The following is a 13827-nucleotide window of genomic DNA, read 5'->3' as shown; positions in this document are numbered from 1 at the left end:
GCCAATGTCAGACCGCCCCAACACCCCGCTTCTCGACACCGTGCACCGCCCCGCGGACCTGAAACGCTTTTCAGACGCGCAACTCCGGCAAGTCGCTGACGAAGTGCGCGCCGAAACGGTGTCTGCCGTGTCCGTGACAGGTGGGCACCTTGGCGCAGGGCTTGGCGTGGTCGAATTGACCGTGGCCCTGCACGCCGTGTTCGATACACCGCGCGACAAGCTGGTGTGGGATGTGGGCCACCAATGCTACCCCCACAAGATTCTGACCGAACGCCGCGATCGCATCCGCACCCTGCGGATGAAGGATGGCCTCAGCGGCTTCACCAAGCGCAGCGAGTCGCCCTATGACCCGTTTGGGGCCGCCCACTCCTCGACCTCGATCAGCGCAGCCCTCGGCTTTGCCGTCGCGCGCGATCTGGGCGGACAACCGCCCGAAGGGTCCGGCGATGCGATTGCAGTTATCGGCGACGGATCGATGAGCGCGGGCATGGCCTATGAAGCGCTGAACAACGCCGGCCACCTGGGCAAACGCCTGTTCGTGATCCTGAACGACAACGAAATGTCCATCGCCCCGCCCGTCGGTGCAATGTCGTCCTACCTGTCGCGGCTCTATGCCCAAAACCCGTTCCAGGACCTCAAGGCCGCCGCCAAAGGTGCCGTAAGCCTGCTGCCAGAACCCTTCCGCGAAGGGGCCAAGCGGGCCAAGGACATGCTCAAGGGCATGGCCGTCGGTGGCACATTGTTCGAAGAACTGGGGTTCAGCTACCTTGGCCCCATCGATGGGCACGACATGGACCAACTGCTGCCCGTTCTGCGCACGGTCAAGGAACGGGCCACCGGCCCCATCCTGATCCACGTGCTGACCAAGAAGGGCAAAGGATACGCCCCCGCCGAAACCGCCCGCGACAAGGGGCATGCTACGGCCAAGTTCGACGTGATCACCGGCGAACAGAAAAAGGCGCCCAGCAACGCGCCCAGCTACACCAAAGTGTTCGCTGAACACCTGATCAAGCAGGCCGAAACGGATGACAAGATTTGCGCCGTCACCGCAGCGATGCCAGACGGCACCGGTTTGAACCTCTTTGCCGAACGCTACCCCAGCCGCTGCTTTGACGTGGGCATCGCCGAGCAACATGGAGTGACCTTCTCCGCCGCCCTTGCCGCTGGCGGGATGAAACCCTTCTGCGCGATCTACTCGACCTTCCTGCAACGCGGCTACGACCAGGTGGTGCACGACGTGGCGATCCAACGCCTGCCCGTGCGCTTTGCCATCGACCGTGCCGGACTTGTGGGGGCCGACGGCGCCACCCACGCTGGAGCATTCGACGTCGCCTACCTGTCCAACCTGCCGGGCTTCACCGTCATGGCAGCAGCAGACGAGGCGGAACTGGCCCACATGGTCGCCACCGCTGCCGCCCATGACGACGGCCCCATCGCCTTCCGCTTTCCGCGTGGCGAAGGCACAGGTGTCGACATGCCCGAACGCGGTACACCGCTGGAAATCGGCAAGGGCCGGATGATCCAGCAGGGCAAGGGCGTCGCCCTCCTGTCTTTCGGCACCCGACTGGAAGAAGTCCAAAAGGCCGCGGAAAACCTGACCGCCAAGGGGATCACCCCCACCATCGCCGACGCCCGCTTTGCCAAACCGCTCGACCGCGATCTGATCCTTGAGCTTGCCGCCAATCACGAGGCTCTGATCACGATCGAGGAAGGGGCAGTGGGCGGCTTCGGCAGCCACGTGGCCCAACTTCTGGCGGAGGAAGGCGTGTTCGACACCGGCCTCAAATACCGCTCCATGGTCCTGCCCGATATCTTCATCGATCAGGCCAACCCGGCAGACATGTACGCGGTTGCAGGCATGAACGCCGACCAGATCGAGGCCAAGGTGCTGAACGTGCTTGGCGTAACGTCAATCGGCGAAGCACGCGCCTGAGGCTTGCGTGAAACGACCGGCTTCGGCCAAGCTGTATGTCACCAAACATGTAGGTGACGCATGAACATCCACAGCCGCCCCGTCCTGCTCTATCGCTGGGTCGTCTTTCTTCTGGCGGCGGGCTACTGCCTGCACCAACTGATCCTCGGGTCTTGGGGCGGTGCGGGCGGACCCTTCCGTTACCTGACCATCTGGGCGCTGTTCCTGTCCTTCTACGCCGCCAGCCGGATGCTGGCGCTGAGCGAACACCGGATCACCCGCAAGCACGAAGTGACGGCCATGTGCGCCGCCGTGCTGAACGTCATGGTCGTGTTTCTCTATTGGCGTCTCTACCTTGCCGATCCCTCTCTGGTGAATGGCGGCAACCCGATCATCTGGTGGCTGGAATACTACCTGCACGCTTTAGGTCCTGCGCTCCAGATCATCGACGCGCTGTTCATCGGGGCCGTGTTCCGCAAGGTCTGGCGGGCAGCGCTGCCGATGGTGGTCATCATCGCAGCATATGTCGCGTGGTCGGAACTGTTCGTGCAGCGGTTCAATGACAAGCCACAAGGCACGGTGACAAGCGGGTTGCCCTACCCCTTCCTCAACTCAATGGAATGGGCAGAACGTGCCACATTCTATGGCGTGAACGCGGCCACGGCTCTGGGCCTGCTGGTCGTCTTCGGGGTTGTCGGCGCGGTGCTCTACCGGGTCCGCCGCCCTCAGGCCGCCGCCTGAGCCAGCCACAACACGGCCAACACCTGCGCGGCCACCGCAATGTGCCCCGCCAGCACATACATCCCGTCATGCGTCAGCAAGCCAAAGGCCATCAAGGCCAACGCACCCGCACCAAAGGACGTGACAAAGGGAAAGAACTCAAGGAATGGCCACTGTAGCGGCATGGCCATGCACAGCATCAGGGTCACAAGGCGCAGCGGATGGCGCGTCAGGATGCGCAGACGCGGATGCGAGTGACGGTCGATCCAGGCCGCAGGACGGCGCAACCATCCCGTCGCAACGTGCAACCGTTCGGCCCGCACGCGCCGGTTCCGCAGAAAGGGCGGCAGCCAAAGCTGTTTACGACCCACGGCCGCCTGTAAAATCAGGGTCAGCAAGATCAGCGAAGACAAGGTGGGCATGCCCGGTATTCCGGACAGGGGTGACACCAACAGGATCGACACGATCAACACAATGGGCATGATCGACTGCTCGCCAATCTCGTCCAGGATATCCTGAACCGAAACGACCTCTCCGCCGCCAGCCTCGTCGACCGCATCCAGAAGGCGCGTCAGCGTGCGGGGATCGTCGCCGGTCATTCCGATTGCTGCAACAAGGCCGTCAAACCAACCTTGTATGTCGGGTACAACAGTTTCACGCCCAGCTCGTCCTTGATGCGATCATTCCGCACCCGCTTGCTTTCAGCATAAAAGCTGCGGGCCATCGGCGTCATCTCGGCCGTTTCAAAGTCTTCGGCTGGCGGGGTCGGCAGCCCCAACAACTGCGCCGCATATTCAATGACATCCTGTGGCGGGGCTGGATCATCATCACAGACATTATAGGCCGTGCCCGGTGCAGGCCTTGCAATGGATGCAGCAACGATTTGGGCAATGTCCTCCACATGGGTGCGCGAAAAGACCTGGTTCGGCTTGATGATGCGCCGCGCCGTGCCCGCCCGCACCTTGGCAAACGGTCCGCGGCCCGGGCCATAAATGCCAGCCAGACGAAAGATGTGCAGCGGCAATCCGGGTATCGCCTGCCACGCCGCTTCCGCATCCTTGCGCCACTGACCTCGACGGGTGGAGGGGCTTAGCGGCGTGTCTTCGTCCACCCATTCCCCGCCATGATCGCCATAAACGCCAGTGGTCGACAAATAGCCGACCCACTCGAACTGATCCGCACGGTCACGTATCTGGTCCCCAACCGCGCGCAAGACCGGATCACCCTCGGCATCCGGCCCGGCCGAAATCAGCAGATGCGTCGCGGACCTGATCGCATCATTCAGATTATCACCGGGAAAAATCAGCGGCTCCACCCCCGTCGCGGTCAAAGCCGCCGCCTTGTCGGCGCTTCGGGTGGTCCCGATCACCCGCCAACCCTGCGGGATCAGCAGTTCTGTCAGTGCCTTGGCGGAATAGCCGTGGCCAAAAGAAAGCAAAGTCTTCGTCATGCCCCATAGGTGGCGCGCACGCGGGCTGCACACAAGCCCCTTGCAAAGCATGTCGCAGGCCCGCCTAATCACCAGATGGCAGATGATCCTTCCCTCGACAGCGCCTATGCGCTCGAAACGCCCGAGGACTCGGTGCAGCTCTATTCCGCGTGGGCAGACACCTATGACAGCGATTTTGCCCGAAACAGTGACTACATTCTGCATGAACAGGTGGCGCGGCACTTCGTGAACACCGGTGGGTTCGGGCCGGTTTTGGACGTAGGCGCAGGCACGGGCCTGTGCGGCGCAGCGCTCGCAGCGCGTGGGGTTACACCAATAGACGGCACCGATATCTCGGCCGACATGCTACAGATGGCAGCGGCCAAGGACATCTACCGCACAACGCGCGTGGAAAACATCTTTGACGGTCTCAAAACGCCGGACGGTCCGTATCAGGGGGCCGTCAGCTCGGGCACCTTCACTAACGGGCATGTAGGACCGGAAGGGATCGACGCGGTCATCGCCGCCGTGCGCCCGCGCGGCTGGATCGTTCTGTCAGTGAACGCACAGCACTTTGCGGCGTCCGGCTTCGATGCAAAACTCACCGCGTTAGAGCCTGATATCGAAGACCTCAGCCTAACCGAGGTTCCCATCTACGGCCCCGACGCAACAGGCGTCCATGCACAGGACACGGCACTTCTGGTCGCCTTCCGCCGCGCCTAGTCCTTGTCGAAAAACGGGGTGACCTGCGCGACGATAACGGCATTCTCGTCCAGCGCGCGCTGCATCAACGCCCGTTCTTCAACGTCGATCTCATGCCCTTCGGCCAATCGCTCATCCAGCGTGCCATAGCCGGTCACATCCAGGGGTGCGGTATCGGCCTGCTTGAGCAGCGCAACAGTCTCCCGCACGGCCTCAGCCTCGTCCACACCGCTGGCAAAACACATCAGCGCGGCGCCGGTCGCACCATCAGGCAGACCATCACCTTCCTTGCGCCCGATCTGCACCAGTAGGGTAAAGACCTGTTGCGGCTTTTTGGGCTTGTTGGGCTTATCAGTCACGCAACAGCTCGTTGATCGACGTTTTGGAGCGTGTCCGCTCGTCCACGCGCTTCACGATGACAGCACAGTACAGGTTGATCCCGTTCTTCGACGGCATCGACCCAGCCACGACAACAGAACCCGAAGGCACTTCGCCATACATGATCTCACCACTTTCGCGGTCCACGATCTTGGTCGATTGGCCGATGAACACGCCCATGCCCAGAACCGACCCTTCGCGCACGATGCAGCCCTCGACCACCTCGGACCGCGCACCGATGAAACAGTTGTCTTCAATGATGGTCGGACCGGCCTGCATGGGCTCCAGCACGCCACCGATGCCCACACCACCCGACAGGTGCACGTTCTTGCCGATCTGCGCGCAGGACCCAACGGTGGCCCATGTATCGACCATGGTGCCCTCGTCCACGTAAGCGCCTAGGTTCACAAAGGACGGCATCAGCACCACACCCGGCGCGATAAAGGCGGACTTGCGTACAACGCAATTCGGCACGGCCCGGAAACCAGCCGTCTTCCACTGGTTGTCGCCCCAGCCTTTGAACTTGCTGTCAACCTTGTCCCACCAGCCGCCGCCTTGCGGGCCGCCATCCTGCTGTTCCATGTCCTTGATGCGGAAGCCCAGCAACACAGCCTTCTTGGCCCACTGGTTCACATGCCAGTCGCCGCTGTCCTGCTTCTCAGCGACACGCAGGCTACCGCTGTCCAGCGCATTCAGCGTGTCTTCGATCGCCTCGCGCGTCTCGCCCGTGGTGGCGGGCGTGATGGTGTCGCGGGCGTCCCACGCGGCTTCGATGGCGGTTTCCAGCTGGGCGTTGGACATCGGAATCTCCCCTGATTGATCGCGGCGCTTAGACAACAATCCGTGGCCCCATGCAATCATATCTGGGCAATGCCCGCATGGCACGCTACGCCTAGTCGAAGCCTGACAGGAGCAGACAGAATGAAAGACGACCACCGCAGCCCGTTCCGTGACGCATACACAGACCGCAAAGCGGCCGAAGGCGCACCAGACACGCCACAGACCCGGTCGCCCGCCTATCCACTGGCCTTCGCCGATCCGGAATTCCTGTGTCGGGACGAACTGCGCCCCGTCCGGCTGCAGCTTGAACTGCTCAAGCCCGAGATGATGATGAATGAACAGGGGATTGAATCAACAATCGTCCTGTTCGGCGGCGCACGCATCCCCGACCCGGTGAACAAGGACGACGCACGCACCCAGACACTGGCCGACCTGTCGTCTTTCTATGACGAGGCGCGCAGCTTTTCCCGGCTAATGACAGAAAAGTCGATTGAAAGCGGCGGCCGTGAAAACGTCATCGTCACGGGCGGCGGCCCCGGCGTGATGGAGGCGGGCAACCGCGGGGCGGTCGATGCAGGCGGGCACTCCATCGGGCTCAACATCGTGCTGCCCTTTGAACAGGCGCCCAATCACTACGTGACACCTGACCTCAGCTTCAACTTCCACTACTTCGCCATCCGCAAGATGCACTTCCTGATGCGGGCACGCGCGATCTGCGTCTTTCCCGGCGGGTTCGGCACATTGGATGAGCTTTTTGAATCCCTCACCCTAATTCAAACAGGCCGGATGGAACGCATCCCTTTCCTGCTGTTCGGCAAGGCATTCTGGGAGAAAATCATCAACTGGGATGCGCTGTCAGACGCCGGCACGATCTCGGCCGACGATCTGGACCTGTTTCGCTTCGTGGACAGCGCAGAGGAAGCGATTGACGTAATCGACAACTGGGGGCCGACCACCAAGCGCGGTGAAGTCCCCGGCCGGTAACAACAGCCCGGTCCTGGCCGCGCGAAACGCGACCAACACAAAGGTATCTTGCGTTCAGGCTGCGAGTTCGGTGGGCAGTTTGCAGACAGCCACACGATGCGGCAGCGTTTCCACAACGTCACCGGTCTCGGTTTCACGAATGCAATAACCATACCCGGCCAGCCGGTGCATCCACTCACGACGCGACAGCGCCTGGCTGCGCTCGCGGCTTACAAGGTCCAAAACCTGCGCTTCTTGAAAGCGGTCTTGTGCAAAAATCATCGACATAACAGTCACTCCATTCCCTTTTCCCTGAGCCTGTCATGCCAACGCACCATGGCGCCATTGGCGCGCAAACAGGAAAAGATTGTGACCATTTCGCGAACAGTTACACGCATGCGTTGTCAAGAACGCCATGTTTTCCGGAAACTTGGCGGGCCAACGCAGGTCGAAAGGTGCCACTTTGGAAACAAACCCAGTCGTCTGGACCCGACGAAATGGAATGGAGCACCTGCCGAGTGGCCGAACTAACTGTTCAATCCGGCCTCCGCCGCAATTTCCTTGCGGCTCTTGCGTGCGCGTTCGGTCGCCGACTTCAACTGACCACAGGCCGCCAGAATATCCTCGCCCCGCGGGGTGCGGATCGGGCTTGCGTAGCCCGCGTTGTAAATAATGTTGGCAAAGGCGCGAATGCGATTGTTCGACGACCGCTTGTAGGGCGCGCCGGGCCATTCGTTGAACGGGATCAGGTTCACCTTGGCCGGAATACCTTCCAGCAACTTCACCAGCCGATGTGCATCTGCGTCCGTATCGTTCACACCATCCAGCATCACGTATTCAAAGGTGATCCGTTCGGAATTGCGGCCGCGCGGATAGGCTTTCAAGGCCTCAAGCAGCGCCTCGATATTCCAGCGCTTGTTGATCGGCACCAGCGTGTTCCGCACGTCATCGGTGGTCGCATGGAAGGACACGGCAAGCTGGCAGCCAATCTCGTTCGCAGTGCGCTCAATCTCCGGCACGACGCCTGACGTACTCAACGTGATCCGACGACGGGACAACTGAATGCCCTCCTCGTCCATGCAAATCTTCATCGCATCACGGACGTTCTCAAAATTATAGAGCGGCTCGCCCATGCCCATCAGCACAATGTTCGACAACAGCCGCGTCTCATCTTTTGGCGCGCCCGGCACCGGCCACTCATCCAGATCGTCGCGCGCCATCATCACCTGCCCGACAATCTCTGCCGCTGTCAGGTTGCGCACCAGCTTTTGCGTGCCGGTGTGGCAGAACGAACAGGTCAGCGTGCACCCAACCTGGGACGACACGCACAGCGTTCCGCGATCCTCTTCTGGGATATAGACAACCTCAACCTCATGCCCACCGGCAATACGGACCAACCACTTGCGCGTGCCGTCAACGCTCACCTGCTTCGACACAACCTCGGGGATCTCGATAACAAACTTCTCTGCCAACGCGGCGCGATACACCTTGGACAGGTTCGTCATCGCATCAAAATCACGCACGCCCCATTGATAGATCCATTGCCAGATCTGCCCCACACGCATCTTGGCCTGCTTTTCCGGCGTGCCATGAGCGATCAACACATCCCGCAATTGCGGACGGGTCAGACCAACAAGGTTCACAGGTCCCTCCGGCAGTTTCCGGGGGATCGTCAAAACATCCTGCGTGATCGGCGCGTCAGCCATGGCTCTATCCATAATTAGGGTGATGCGCCCCTATATAGGAAAAGCAGGGGCAATCAAAAGGATTCGCCCAAATGAAAAAAGAGCGGCGGCCCAAACCACTGCTCTTTCTTCTGGCTTGAAATACCTCGGGGGTCTGGGGGCTGGCCCCCAGTCCGACATCTCACTCAGCCGCAACCGTTTTCTTCGGTTCCCACGCAAACGGGGCAAAGGCCGCATCGGTCGGTGTCTCAAACAGCGCATTGGTAAAGTTGGACATCACCTTCTGCGCATAGATCAGAACGGTGTCGAGGATCGCGCGCTCGCCATACCCGGCAGCTTCGAACGCCGCGATGGCATCCGCACCCGGTCGACCATGGGTGTCACGGATGGCCAGCGTAAAGGTGCGCAGCGCTTCCAGCTTGGCGGGCAATGGTGTTTCGTCCCGCAGAGCGTTCACGACATCCTCGTTGATCTTCTCCATCTTTGCGATGCCGGTATGCGCGGGCACGCAATAGTGACAGGCGTTGGCGACATTCACAGTCATCCAAACCACGGTCCGCTCTTCGGGGGTAAAGGCGGTGCCGTTGATCGCAAGGCGGTGCAGGTGCTGATATCCTTCCAGCAGACCGGGGCTTTCCGCCATCACGCCATGCAGGCTGGGCAGACGGCCAAAGGCCTTGATCGAGTTTTCCAGCAAGGGCTTCGAGGCGTCGGGGGCCGTCTCAAGCGTGTGAACCGTTGTTGTGACCATGGTGATCTCCTTTTTGCGTTAGGACGCAGTGGGAGATAGTAAGGTACCGTACAGTTCCAAACTGCGGAGATAGCCAAAGGGGCCGTGCATCACTGCACAGCCCCTCTCGGTCTTGTGAATTGCAATTGCGCGGGAAATCAGCCGCCGCAGCGCGCCTCGGCATCCTCAACCGCAGCCGTGAAGCCCAGCAACGAAAACGTATCCTTGGTTGTGGTGCCACGGCTGGAAATCCCGGTGACAACCGCCTCGGCGCCACGCTTCATCGCGGTGACAATCTTGGAATCATCCGCAGCCGTTGCAGGCCAAGCCCATTCACCTTCGGTGAACAGTTCAAACTCGTTGCCACTGATATTCACGTTCACGGTCGATCCGGACCGGAACGGATATCCGCCGGTAAAAGCCAACTGGCCCTTGGCCTCCGCGCTCGGACGATAGAACACCATCAGCAGGATCTGCCCACGCGTGGCCGCCACAACGCGGCCTTCGCGGGTGTTGATCACTTCCTTGGGCGTTGCCACACCCCAGCATTCTGTCGGGTTATCCTCGACAAAAACGCTCCAATCGGTTTTCGCCGCAACGCGGTTCGTGCTCTGATCCTGGGCAACGGCCGTTCCCGCAATAAGCGAGAGTGCGCCGACCAAACCGATAACTGTCTTCCTAAATGCCATAACCACAGCCTCCAAGCTGTCCGAAACCTCAATACCTGCACCGTCCCCGGGCGCGCCGTTTTCAGCGCATTCTCTTGCAAGGGCGGCGTTTCTTCTCGACAAGTGGCATATTAGCGCGAAACGCGCGACGCAGGAAAGAATAATTGGCAGGAAATCGCCAAGAAGTGAGGGAAAGATGACGCATCCTGCCCATGGGGCGGTCACACTGGCCGAAATCTGGCGCGGAGCCTTCCTCGAAAGCGCGCATCAGGGCCACGCGGTGGTCTGTGACGACAGCGGCCAGATCGTTGAGGCATGGGGTGTGCCCGAAACGGTCGTGCTGCCCCGCTCATCCGCAAAAATGGTCCAGGCCCTGCCCCTTCTGGAAAGTGGCGCGGCTGCGGCGCACAGCCTGACGCCCGAACACCTGGCCCTTGCCTGTGCCTCACATCAAGGTGCCCCGATACATACGAACAAGGTCGGCGCGTGGCTGTCCGCCATCGGATGTGCAGATGGCGATTTCAAATGCGGCCCGCAGGAATCGCGCGATAACGCAGAGCGCAACGCCATGATCCGTGCAGGTGAAACACCCTGCCGCATCCACAACAACTGCTCCGGCAAACACACGGGTTTCCTCACGCTCGCCAAACACTTGGGCGCAGGCGCCGACTATGTTGACCCCGACCACGCCGTGCAAAAGGCGTGCCTTGAGGCGTTCGAACGCACCACAGGCGAAACCTCCCCCGGCTTCGGCATCGACGGTTGCTCGGCCCCCAACTTCGCCTGCACACTGCACGGCATGGCCCGCGCCATGGCCCATTTCGCCAGCGCAGACACAGACAGCGCCGAAGGACAGTTGCGCCACGCCATGGGGGCCCACCCCGACCTCGTCGCGGGCGAAGGACGCGCCTGCACCCGCCTGATGCGCGCCATGGACGGAAAGGTCGCGATCAAAACCGGAGCCGAAGGGTTTTTCGTCGCGATTCTGCCAGAGCAGAAAATGGGCGTCGCACTCAAAATCACGGACGGCGCCACCCGCGCCGCCGAATGCGCCATCGCGCAAATCCTCGTAAGGCTGGGCGCACTGGATCCGAACCATCCCGAGGCACTCGCTTACACCAGCGCACCCATCCGCAACTGGGACGGTCTGGAAACCGGCCACATGCGCGCCGCGCCCACCCTACTCTAGGACGGAGGACACCTCCGCCTTACATCTCAACAATCGGCGCGACCTCGATCGAGCCAGATCCGTTAGCGACGATCGGGCACCCCTTCGCCATCTCGCAAGCAGCTTCAGGCGTGTCAGCCCGCACAATGGTGTAACCGGAAATGGGATTGGCCCCGCCATCCCCGGCAACCCCCGACGCGCTGACAGTCATCGACTGCCCCACCGGATTGCCACCGTTCACAACGGCCGCGCCCATACCCTCGAACCACTTACCCCAAGCCGCCATGGCCTTCTGGCCCTCTTCCTCGGTCTCGGGAATCGTCCCTCCATGATAGGCAAAAATGAAATCCGGCATCCCCGGTCCCTCCCTGTTGGCTGGGTCCAGAATACCACGATTCGTGGCATACCGTTTCTTCTGACTGCAAATACCACGGGGTGAGGCCGCAAGGCCGAGGGGCAGAGCCCCTTTCAAACGCTTACAAATTCAGACCGCGCATAGCCCTGAAGGTACAACAGCGCAGTCAGATCGCCGAAGTTCACCCGCACATCACATTGTGCCGCCACAGCAGGTTTTGCGTGCAAGGCCACACCCAATCCAGCACGCCCCAACATCTTGAGGTCATTGGCCCCATCACCGACGGCCAGCACGTCGTCTTCGGACAGACCGAGGCGTCCGGTAATCTCTTCCAACGCATCCACCTTGGCCTGCTGCCCCAGGATCGGCACACCAACCTCACCCGTCAGCACGCCGCCTGCGGCCAGCAACGTATTCGCCCGGTTCTCATCGAACCCCAACTTGGCCGCAACAGCCGCGGTAAAGGCGGTAAACCCACCCGACACCAGTGCGGCATAAGCCCCATGCGCCTTCATGGTCGCCAACAAAGTCGGGCCACCGGGCATCAGGGTGATGCGCTCCTCCAGAACCTGACCAATCACGTCTTCAGGCAAATCCTTCAGCAACCCCACCCGCTCCCGGATCGCGGCTTCAAAGTTCAACTCGCCATTCATGGCGCGGGCCGTAATATCCTTCACCCGGTCGCCAACCCCGGCCACATCCGCTAGCTCGTCGATGCACTCCTGCTGGATCATGGTGCTGTCCATATCGGCCAGCAGCATCCTCTTGCGGCGGCCCTCCATCGGCAGGATCACCAGATCAACACCCATCTTTTGCACATCCGCCCAGACATCCCACCGATTGTCCGGGATGGATGGCAGGGAAAAGGCCGCCGCCTCATCTACGGCCAGCCACTGCACATCCCCACCGGCCCACGCATTGCGCAGGTTGTCGATCAAGGCGGGGTCCAGCGACGGGTTGGCGGGATCCGTTAACAGGGTGCAAACAAACATAAGGGTCAGTTTCCGATACGCGACGCGGATGTCGCAAATAAATGTTCAAGCGGCGCTATAGCTCCGCATTCCCGGTTGCACCACCCCGCCTGCACCCGTAAATGCGGCGGTGGGACACCCTTCCCCAACGAAGGGCGAATATCTGCAAGGATAACATCAATGGCTACCACTGCTCCGGCCACGCGGCCGGCAAATCCGCGTTTTTCCTCTGGCCCTTGCGCCAAACCCCCCACCCACACACTTGACGCTCTCGCCGACGCGCCCCTTGGCCGCTCGCACCGTGCCGCCGAGGGCAAATCAAAGCTGAAGCAAGCGATCGAGGACACGCGCGAGATCCTCGGCGTCCCCGCCGACTACAAGATCGGCATCGTGCCCGCCTCCGACACCGGCGCCTATGAAATGGCGATGTGGTCGCTCCTGGGCGAACGACACGCCGAGATGGTCGCATGGGAAAGCTTCGGCGCGGGCTGGGTCACGGACGTGGCCAAGCAGTTGAAAATCGAACACACCGTCCACACCGCCGACTATGGGCAGATCGTGGATATGGCCGCCCTGAACTACGACCACGATGTCTGCTTCACCTGGAACGGCACCACGTCCGGCGTCCGGATGCCCAACGGCGACGCAATCCCCGCAGACCGCGCAGGGCTGACCCTCTGTGACGCCACCTCCTCCGCCTTCGCCATGGACCTGCCCTGGGACAAGCTTGATGTAACCACGTTCTCTTGGCAAAAGGTGCTGGGCGGCGAAGCGGCCCACGGCATGCTGATCCTCAGCCCCCGTGCAGTTGCACGGTTGGAATCGTACACGCCCGTATGGCCGCTGCCCAAAATCTTTCGGCTGACCAAGGGCGGCAAGCTGATCGAGGGGATTTTTGTTGGGGAAACCATCAACACACCGTCGATGCTGGCGGTTGAGGATTACCTCTTCTCCCTGAACTGGGCGCGGTCCGTCGGTGGCCTGCAAGGGCTGATCGGGCGCGCCGAGGCGAACGCGCGAGCGGTCTGGGATTTCTGCGATCAACATGACTGGATCGACAACCTGGCTGTCGACCCCGTGACGCGGTCGACCACCTCCGTCTGCCTCAAGTTCACCGACGGCCGGATCACCGACGGGGCCGCCTTCGCCAAGGCCGTCGCCAAGCGGCTCGCGGATGAAAACGTGGCCCTCGACATCGGCGCCTACCGCGACGCCCCTCCGGGCCTGCGCATCTGGTGCGGCGGCACGGTCGAGACAGCAGACATCCAAGCAATGCTGCCCTGGCTCGCCCACGCGTTTGAGACCGAAATCGCGGCGGGCTGAAGCCCGCCCTACCCCCATCTCCGTAGGGCGGGGTTCACCCCGC

General features: G+C 61.5%; 16 protein-coding genes. 6 read left to right on the top strand and 10 right to left on the bottom strand.

The genetic code is table 11. The features are described from left to right. Positions 1–4 precede the first annotated feature (4 nt). Positions 5–1933: a 1-deoxy-D-xylulose-5-phosphate synthase gene (gene dxs / locus ACZ1HN_RS04155; protein WP_472726578.1), complete on the top strand. Its 1929-nt coding sequence runs from the start codon at positions 5–7 to the stop codon at positions 1931–1933. A 60-nt stretch (positions 1934–1993) separates the two neighbouring features. Then, complete coding sequence (locus ACZ1HN_RS04150; RefSeq protein WP_472726577.1) at positions 1994–2653, top strand: androgen-induced gene 1 family protein; 660 nt, start codon at positions 1994–1996, stop codon at positions 2651–2653. On the opposite strand, the gene ACZ1HN_RS04145 is transcribed toward ACZ1HN_RS04150, so the two are convergent. Together ACZ1HN_RS04145 and ACZ1HN_RS04140 are read right to left on the bottom strand one after the other, a co-directional pair. After that, a complete protein-coding gene (locus ACZ1HN_RS04145) occupies positions 2638–3231 on the bottom strand; it encodes an exopolysaccharide biosynthesis protein (protein ID WP_472726576.1) in 594 nt (197 codons plus the stop codon). The two genes, ACZ1HN_RS04150 and ACZ1HN_RS04145, sit on opposite strands and share 16 nt — an antisense overlap. Then, entirely contained in the window at positions 3228–4082 is an 855-nt protein-coding gene (locus ACZ1HN_RS04140) for an SDR family oxidoreductase (RefSeq protein ID WP_472726575.1), read from the bottom strand. The genes ACZ1HN_RS04145 and ACZ1HN_RS04140 overlap by 4 nt, the downstream gene beginning before the upstream one ends. A gap of 75 nt (positions 4083–4157) precedes the next feature. Between ACZ1HN_RS04140 and ACZ1HN_RS04135 the strand changes: the two genes are divergently transcribed. Beyond that, complete coding sequence (locus ACZ1HN_RS04135) at positions 4158–4784, top strand: class I SAM-dependent DNA methyltransferase (protein ID WP_472726574.1); 627 nt, start codon at positions 4158–4160, stop codon at positions 4782–4784. On the opposite strand, the gene ACZ1HN_RS04130 is transcribed toward ACZ1HN_RS04135, so the two are convergent. Then, positions 4781–5122 (bottom strand): hypothetical protein, encoded by a 342-nt coding sequence (locus ACZ1HN_RS04130; protein WP_472726573.1) that lies wholly within the window; start codon positions 5120–5122, stop codon positions 4781–4783. The two genes, ACZ1HN_RS04135 and ACZ1HN_RS04130, sit on opposite strands and share 4 nt — an antisense overlap. Continuing rightward, a complete protein-coding gene (dapD, locus tag ACZ1HN_RS04125) occupies positions 5115–5942 on the bottom strand; it encodes a 2,3,4,5-tetrahydropyridine-2,6-dicarboxylate N-succinyltransferase (protein ID WP_299770369.1) in 828 nt (275 codons plus the stop codon). The genes ACZ1HN_RS04130 and dapD overlap by 8 nt, the downstream gene beginning before the upstream one ends. 120 nt (positions 5943–6062) lie before the next feature. Here dapD and ACZ1HN_RS04120 point away from each other — a divergent pair, with 120 nt between their 5' ends. Next, positions 6063–6905, top strand: coding sequence for an LOG family protein (locus ACZ1HN_RS04120; protein WP_299600923.1), 843 nt, complete (start codon positions 6063–6065; stop codon positions 6903–6905). Between the two features lie 54 nt (positions 6906–6959). Here the strand turns inward: ACZ1HN_RS04120 and ACZ1HN_RS04115 are convergent, their stop codons facing one another. The 4 genes from ACZ1HN_RS04115 to ACZ1HN_RS04100 form a co-directional block, all read right to left on the bottom strand. Further along, positions 6960–7172, bottom strand: a complete 213-nt coding sequence (locus ACZ1HN_RS04115; protein ID WP_299203509.1) for a hypothetical protein — start codon at positions 7170–7172, stop codon at positions 6960–6962. 239 nt (positions 7173–7411) lie between these two features. After that, complete coding sequence (rlmN, locus tag ACZ1HN_RS04110) at positions 7412–8590, bottom strand: dual-specificity RNA methyltransferase RlmN (protein ID WP_472726572.1); 1179 nt, start codon at positions 8588–8590, stop codon at positions 7412–7414. 160 nt (positions 8591–8750) lie between these two features. Further along, a complete protein-coding gene (locus tag ACZ1HN_RS04105; RefSeq protein WP_299600915.1) occupies positions 8751–9320 on the bottom strand; it encodes a carboxymuconolactone decarboxylase family protein in 570 nt (189 codons plus the stop codon). A gap of 137 nt (positions 9321–9457) precedes the next feature. Then, on the bottom strand, positions 9458–9988 hold the full coding sequence (locus tag ACZ1HN_RS04100) for an invasion associated locus B family protein (protein WP_299203500.1): 531 nt from the start codon (positions 9986–9988) through the stop codon (positions 9458–9460). 175 nt (positions 9989–10163) lie between these two features. Here ACZ1HN_RS04100 and ACZ1HN_RS04095 point away from each other — a divergent pair, with 175 nt between their 5' ends. Beyond that, the gene (locus ACZ1HN_RS04095; RefSeq protein WP_472726571.1) at positions 10164–11156 is read left to right on the top strand and encodes an asparaginase; all 993 of its coding nucleotides are present in this window, start codon (positions 10164–10166) and stop codon (positions 11154–11156) included. A 19-nt stretch (positions 11157–11175) separates the two neighbouring features. Here ACZ1HN_RS04095 and ACZ1HN_RS04090 read toward each other — a convergent pair whose 3' ends face one another. Next, positions 11176–11490, bottom strand: a complete 315-nt coding sequence (locus ACZ1HN_RS04090; RefSeq protein ID WP_299600907.1) for a YciI family protein — start codon at positions 11488–11490, stop codon at positions 11176–11178. Positions 11491–11603: 113 nt separating this feature from the next. Beyond that, positions 11604–12482, bottom strand: coding sequence for a phosphoserine phosphatase SerB (serB, locus tag ACZ1HN_RS04085; protein WP_299700456.1), 879 nt, complete (start codon positions 12480–12482; stop codon positions 11604–11606). A 159-nt stretch (positions 12483–12641) separates the two neighbouring features. Here serB and ACZ1HN_RS04080 point away from each other — a divergent pair, with 159 nt between their 5' ends. Then, positions 12642–13784, top strand: coding sequence for a phosphoserine transaminase (locus ACZ1HN_RS04080; protein WP_472726570.1), 1143 nt, complete (start codon positions 12642–12644; stop codon positions 13782–13784). Positions 13785–13827: the final 43 nt, after the last annotated feature.

Source organism: Tateyamaria sp. GN1-10, assembly GCF_055693845.1.
Note: the sequence above shows the minus strand (reverse complement) of the source record. Positions and strands in the feature narration are given on the sequence as shown.

Excerpts from the sequence above, each read along its gene's own strand:
- ACZ1HN_RS04115 (WP_299203509.1), bottom strand. The coding sequence starts at position 7,172 with ATGTCGATGATTTTTGCACAAGACCGCTTTCAAGAAGCGCAGGTTTTG.
- ACZ1HN_RS04080 (WP_472726570.1), top strand. The coding sequence starts at position 12,642 with ATGGCTACCACTGCTCCGGCCACGCGGCCGGCAAATCCGCGTTTTTCC.
- ACZ1HN_RS04140 (WP_472726575.1), bottom strand. The coding sequence starts at position 4,082 with ATGACGAAGACTTTGCTTTCTTTTGGCCACGGCTATTCCGCCAAGGCA.
- ACZ1HN_RS04105 (WP_299600915.1), bottom strand. The coding sequence starts at position 9,320 with ATGGTCACAACAACGGTTCACACGCTTGAGACGGCCCCCGACGCCTCG.
- rlmN (WP_472726572.1), bottom strand. The coding sequence starts at position 8,590 with ATGGCTGACGCGCCGATCACGCAGGATGTTTTGACGATCCCCCGGAAA.
- ACZ1HN_RS04090 (WP_299600907.1), bottom strand. The coding sequence starts at position 11,490 with ATGCCGGATTTCATTTTTGCCTATCATGGAGGGACGATTCCCGAGACC.
- dxs (WP_472726578.1), top strand. The coding sequence starts at position 5 with ATGTCAGACCGCCCCAACACCCCGCTTCTCGACACCGTGCACCGCCCC.
- ACZ1HN_RS04120 (WP_299600923.1), top strand. The coding sequence starts at position 6,063 with ATGAAAGACGACCACCGCAGCCCGTTCCGTGACGCATACACAGACCGC.
- ACZ1HN_RS04100 (WP_299203500.1), bottom strand. The coding sequence starts at position 9,988 with ATGGCATTTAGGAAGACAGTTATCGGTTTGGTCGGCGCACTCTCGCTT.
- ACZ1HN_RS04145 (WP_472726576.1), bottom strand. The coding sequence starts at position 3,231 with ATGACCGGCGACGATCCCCGCACGCTGACGCGCCTTCTGGATGCGGTC.
- ACZ1HN_RS04135 (WP_472726574.1), top strand. The coding sequence starts at position 4,158 with ATGGCAGATGATCCTTCCCTCGACAGCGCCTATGCGCTCGAAACGCCC.
- serB (WP_299700456.1), bottom strand. The coding sequence starts at position 12,482 with ATGTTTGTTTGCACCCTGTTAACGGATCCCGCCAACCCGTCGCTGGAC.
- ACZ1HN_RS04150 (WP_472726577.1), top strand. The coding sequence starts at position 1,994 with ATGAACATCCACAGCCGCCCCGTCCTGCTCTATCGCTGGGTCGTCTTT.
- ACZ1HN_RS04095 (WP_472726571.1), top strand. The coding sequence starts at position 10,164 with ATGACGCATCCTGCCCATGGGGCGGTCACACTGGCCGAAATCTGGCGC.
- dapD (WP_299770369.1), bottom strand. The coding sequence starts at position 5,942 with ATGTCCAACGCCCAGCTGGAAACCGCCATCGAAGCCGCGTGGGACGCC.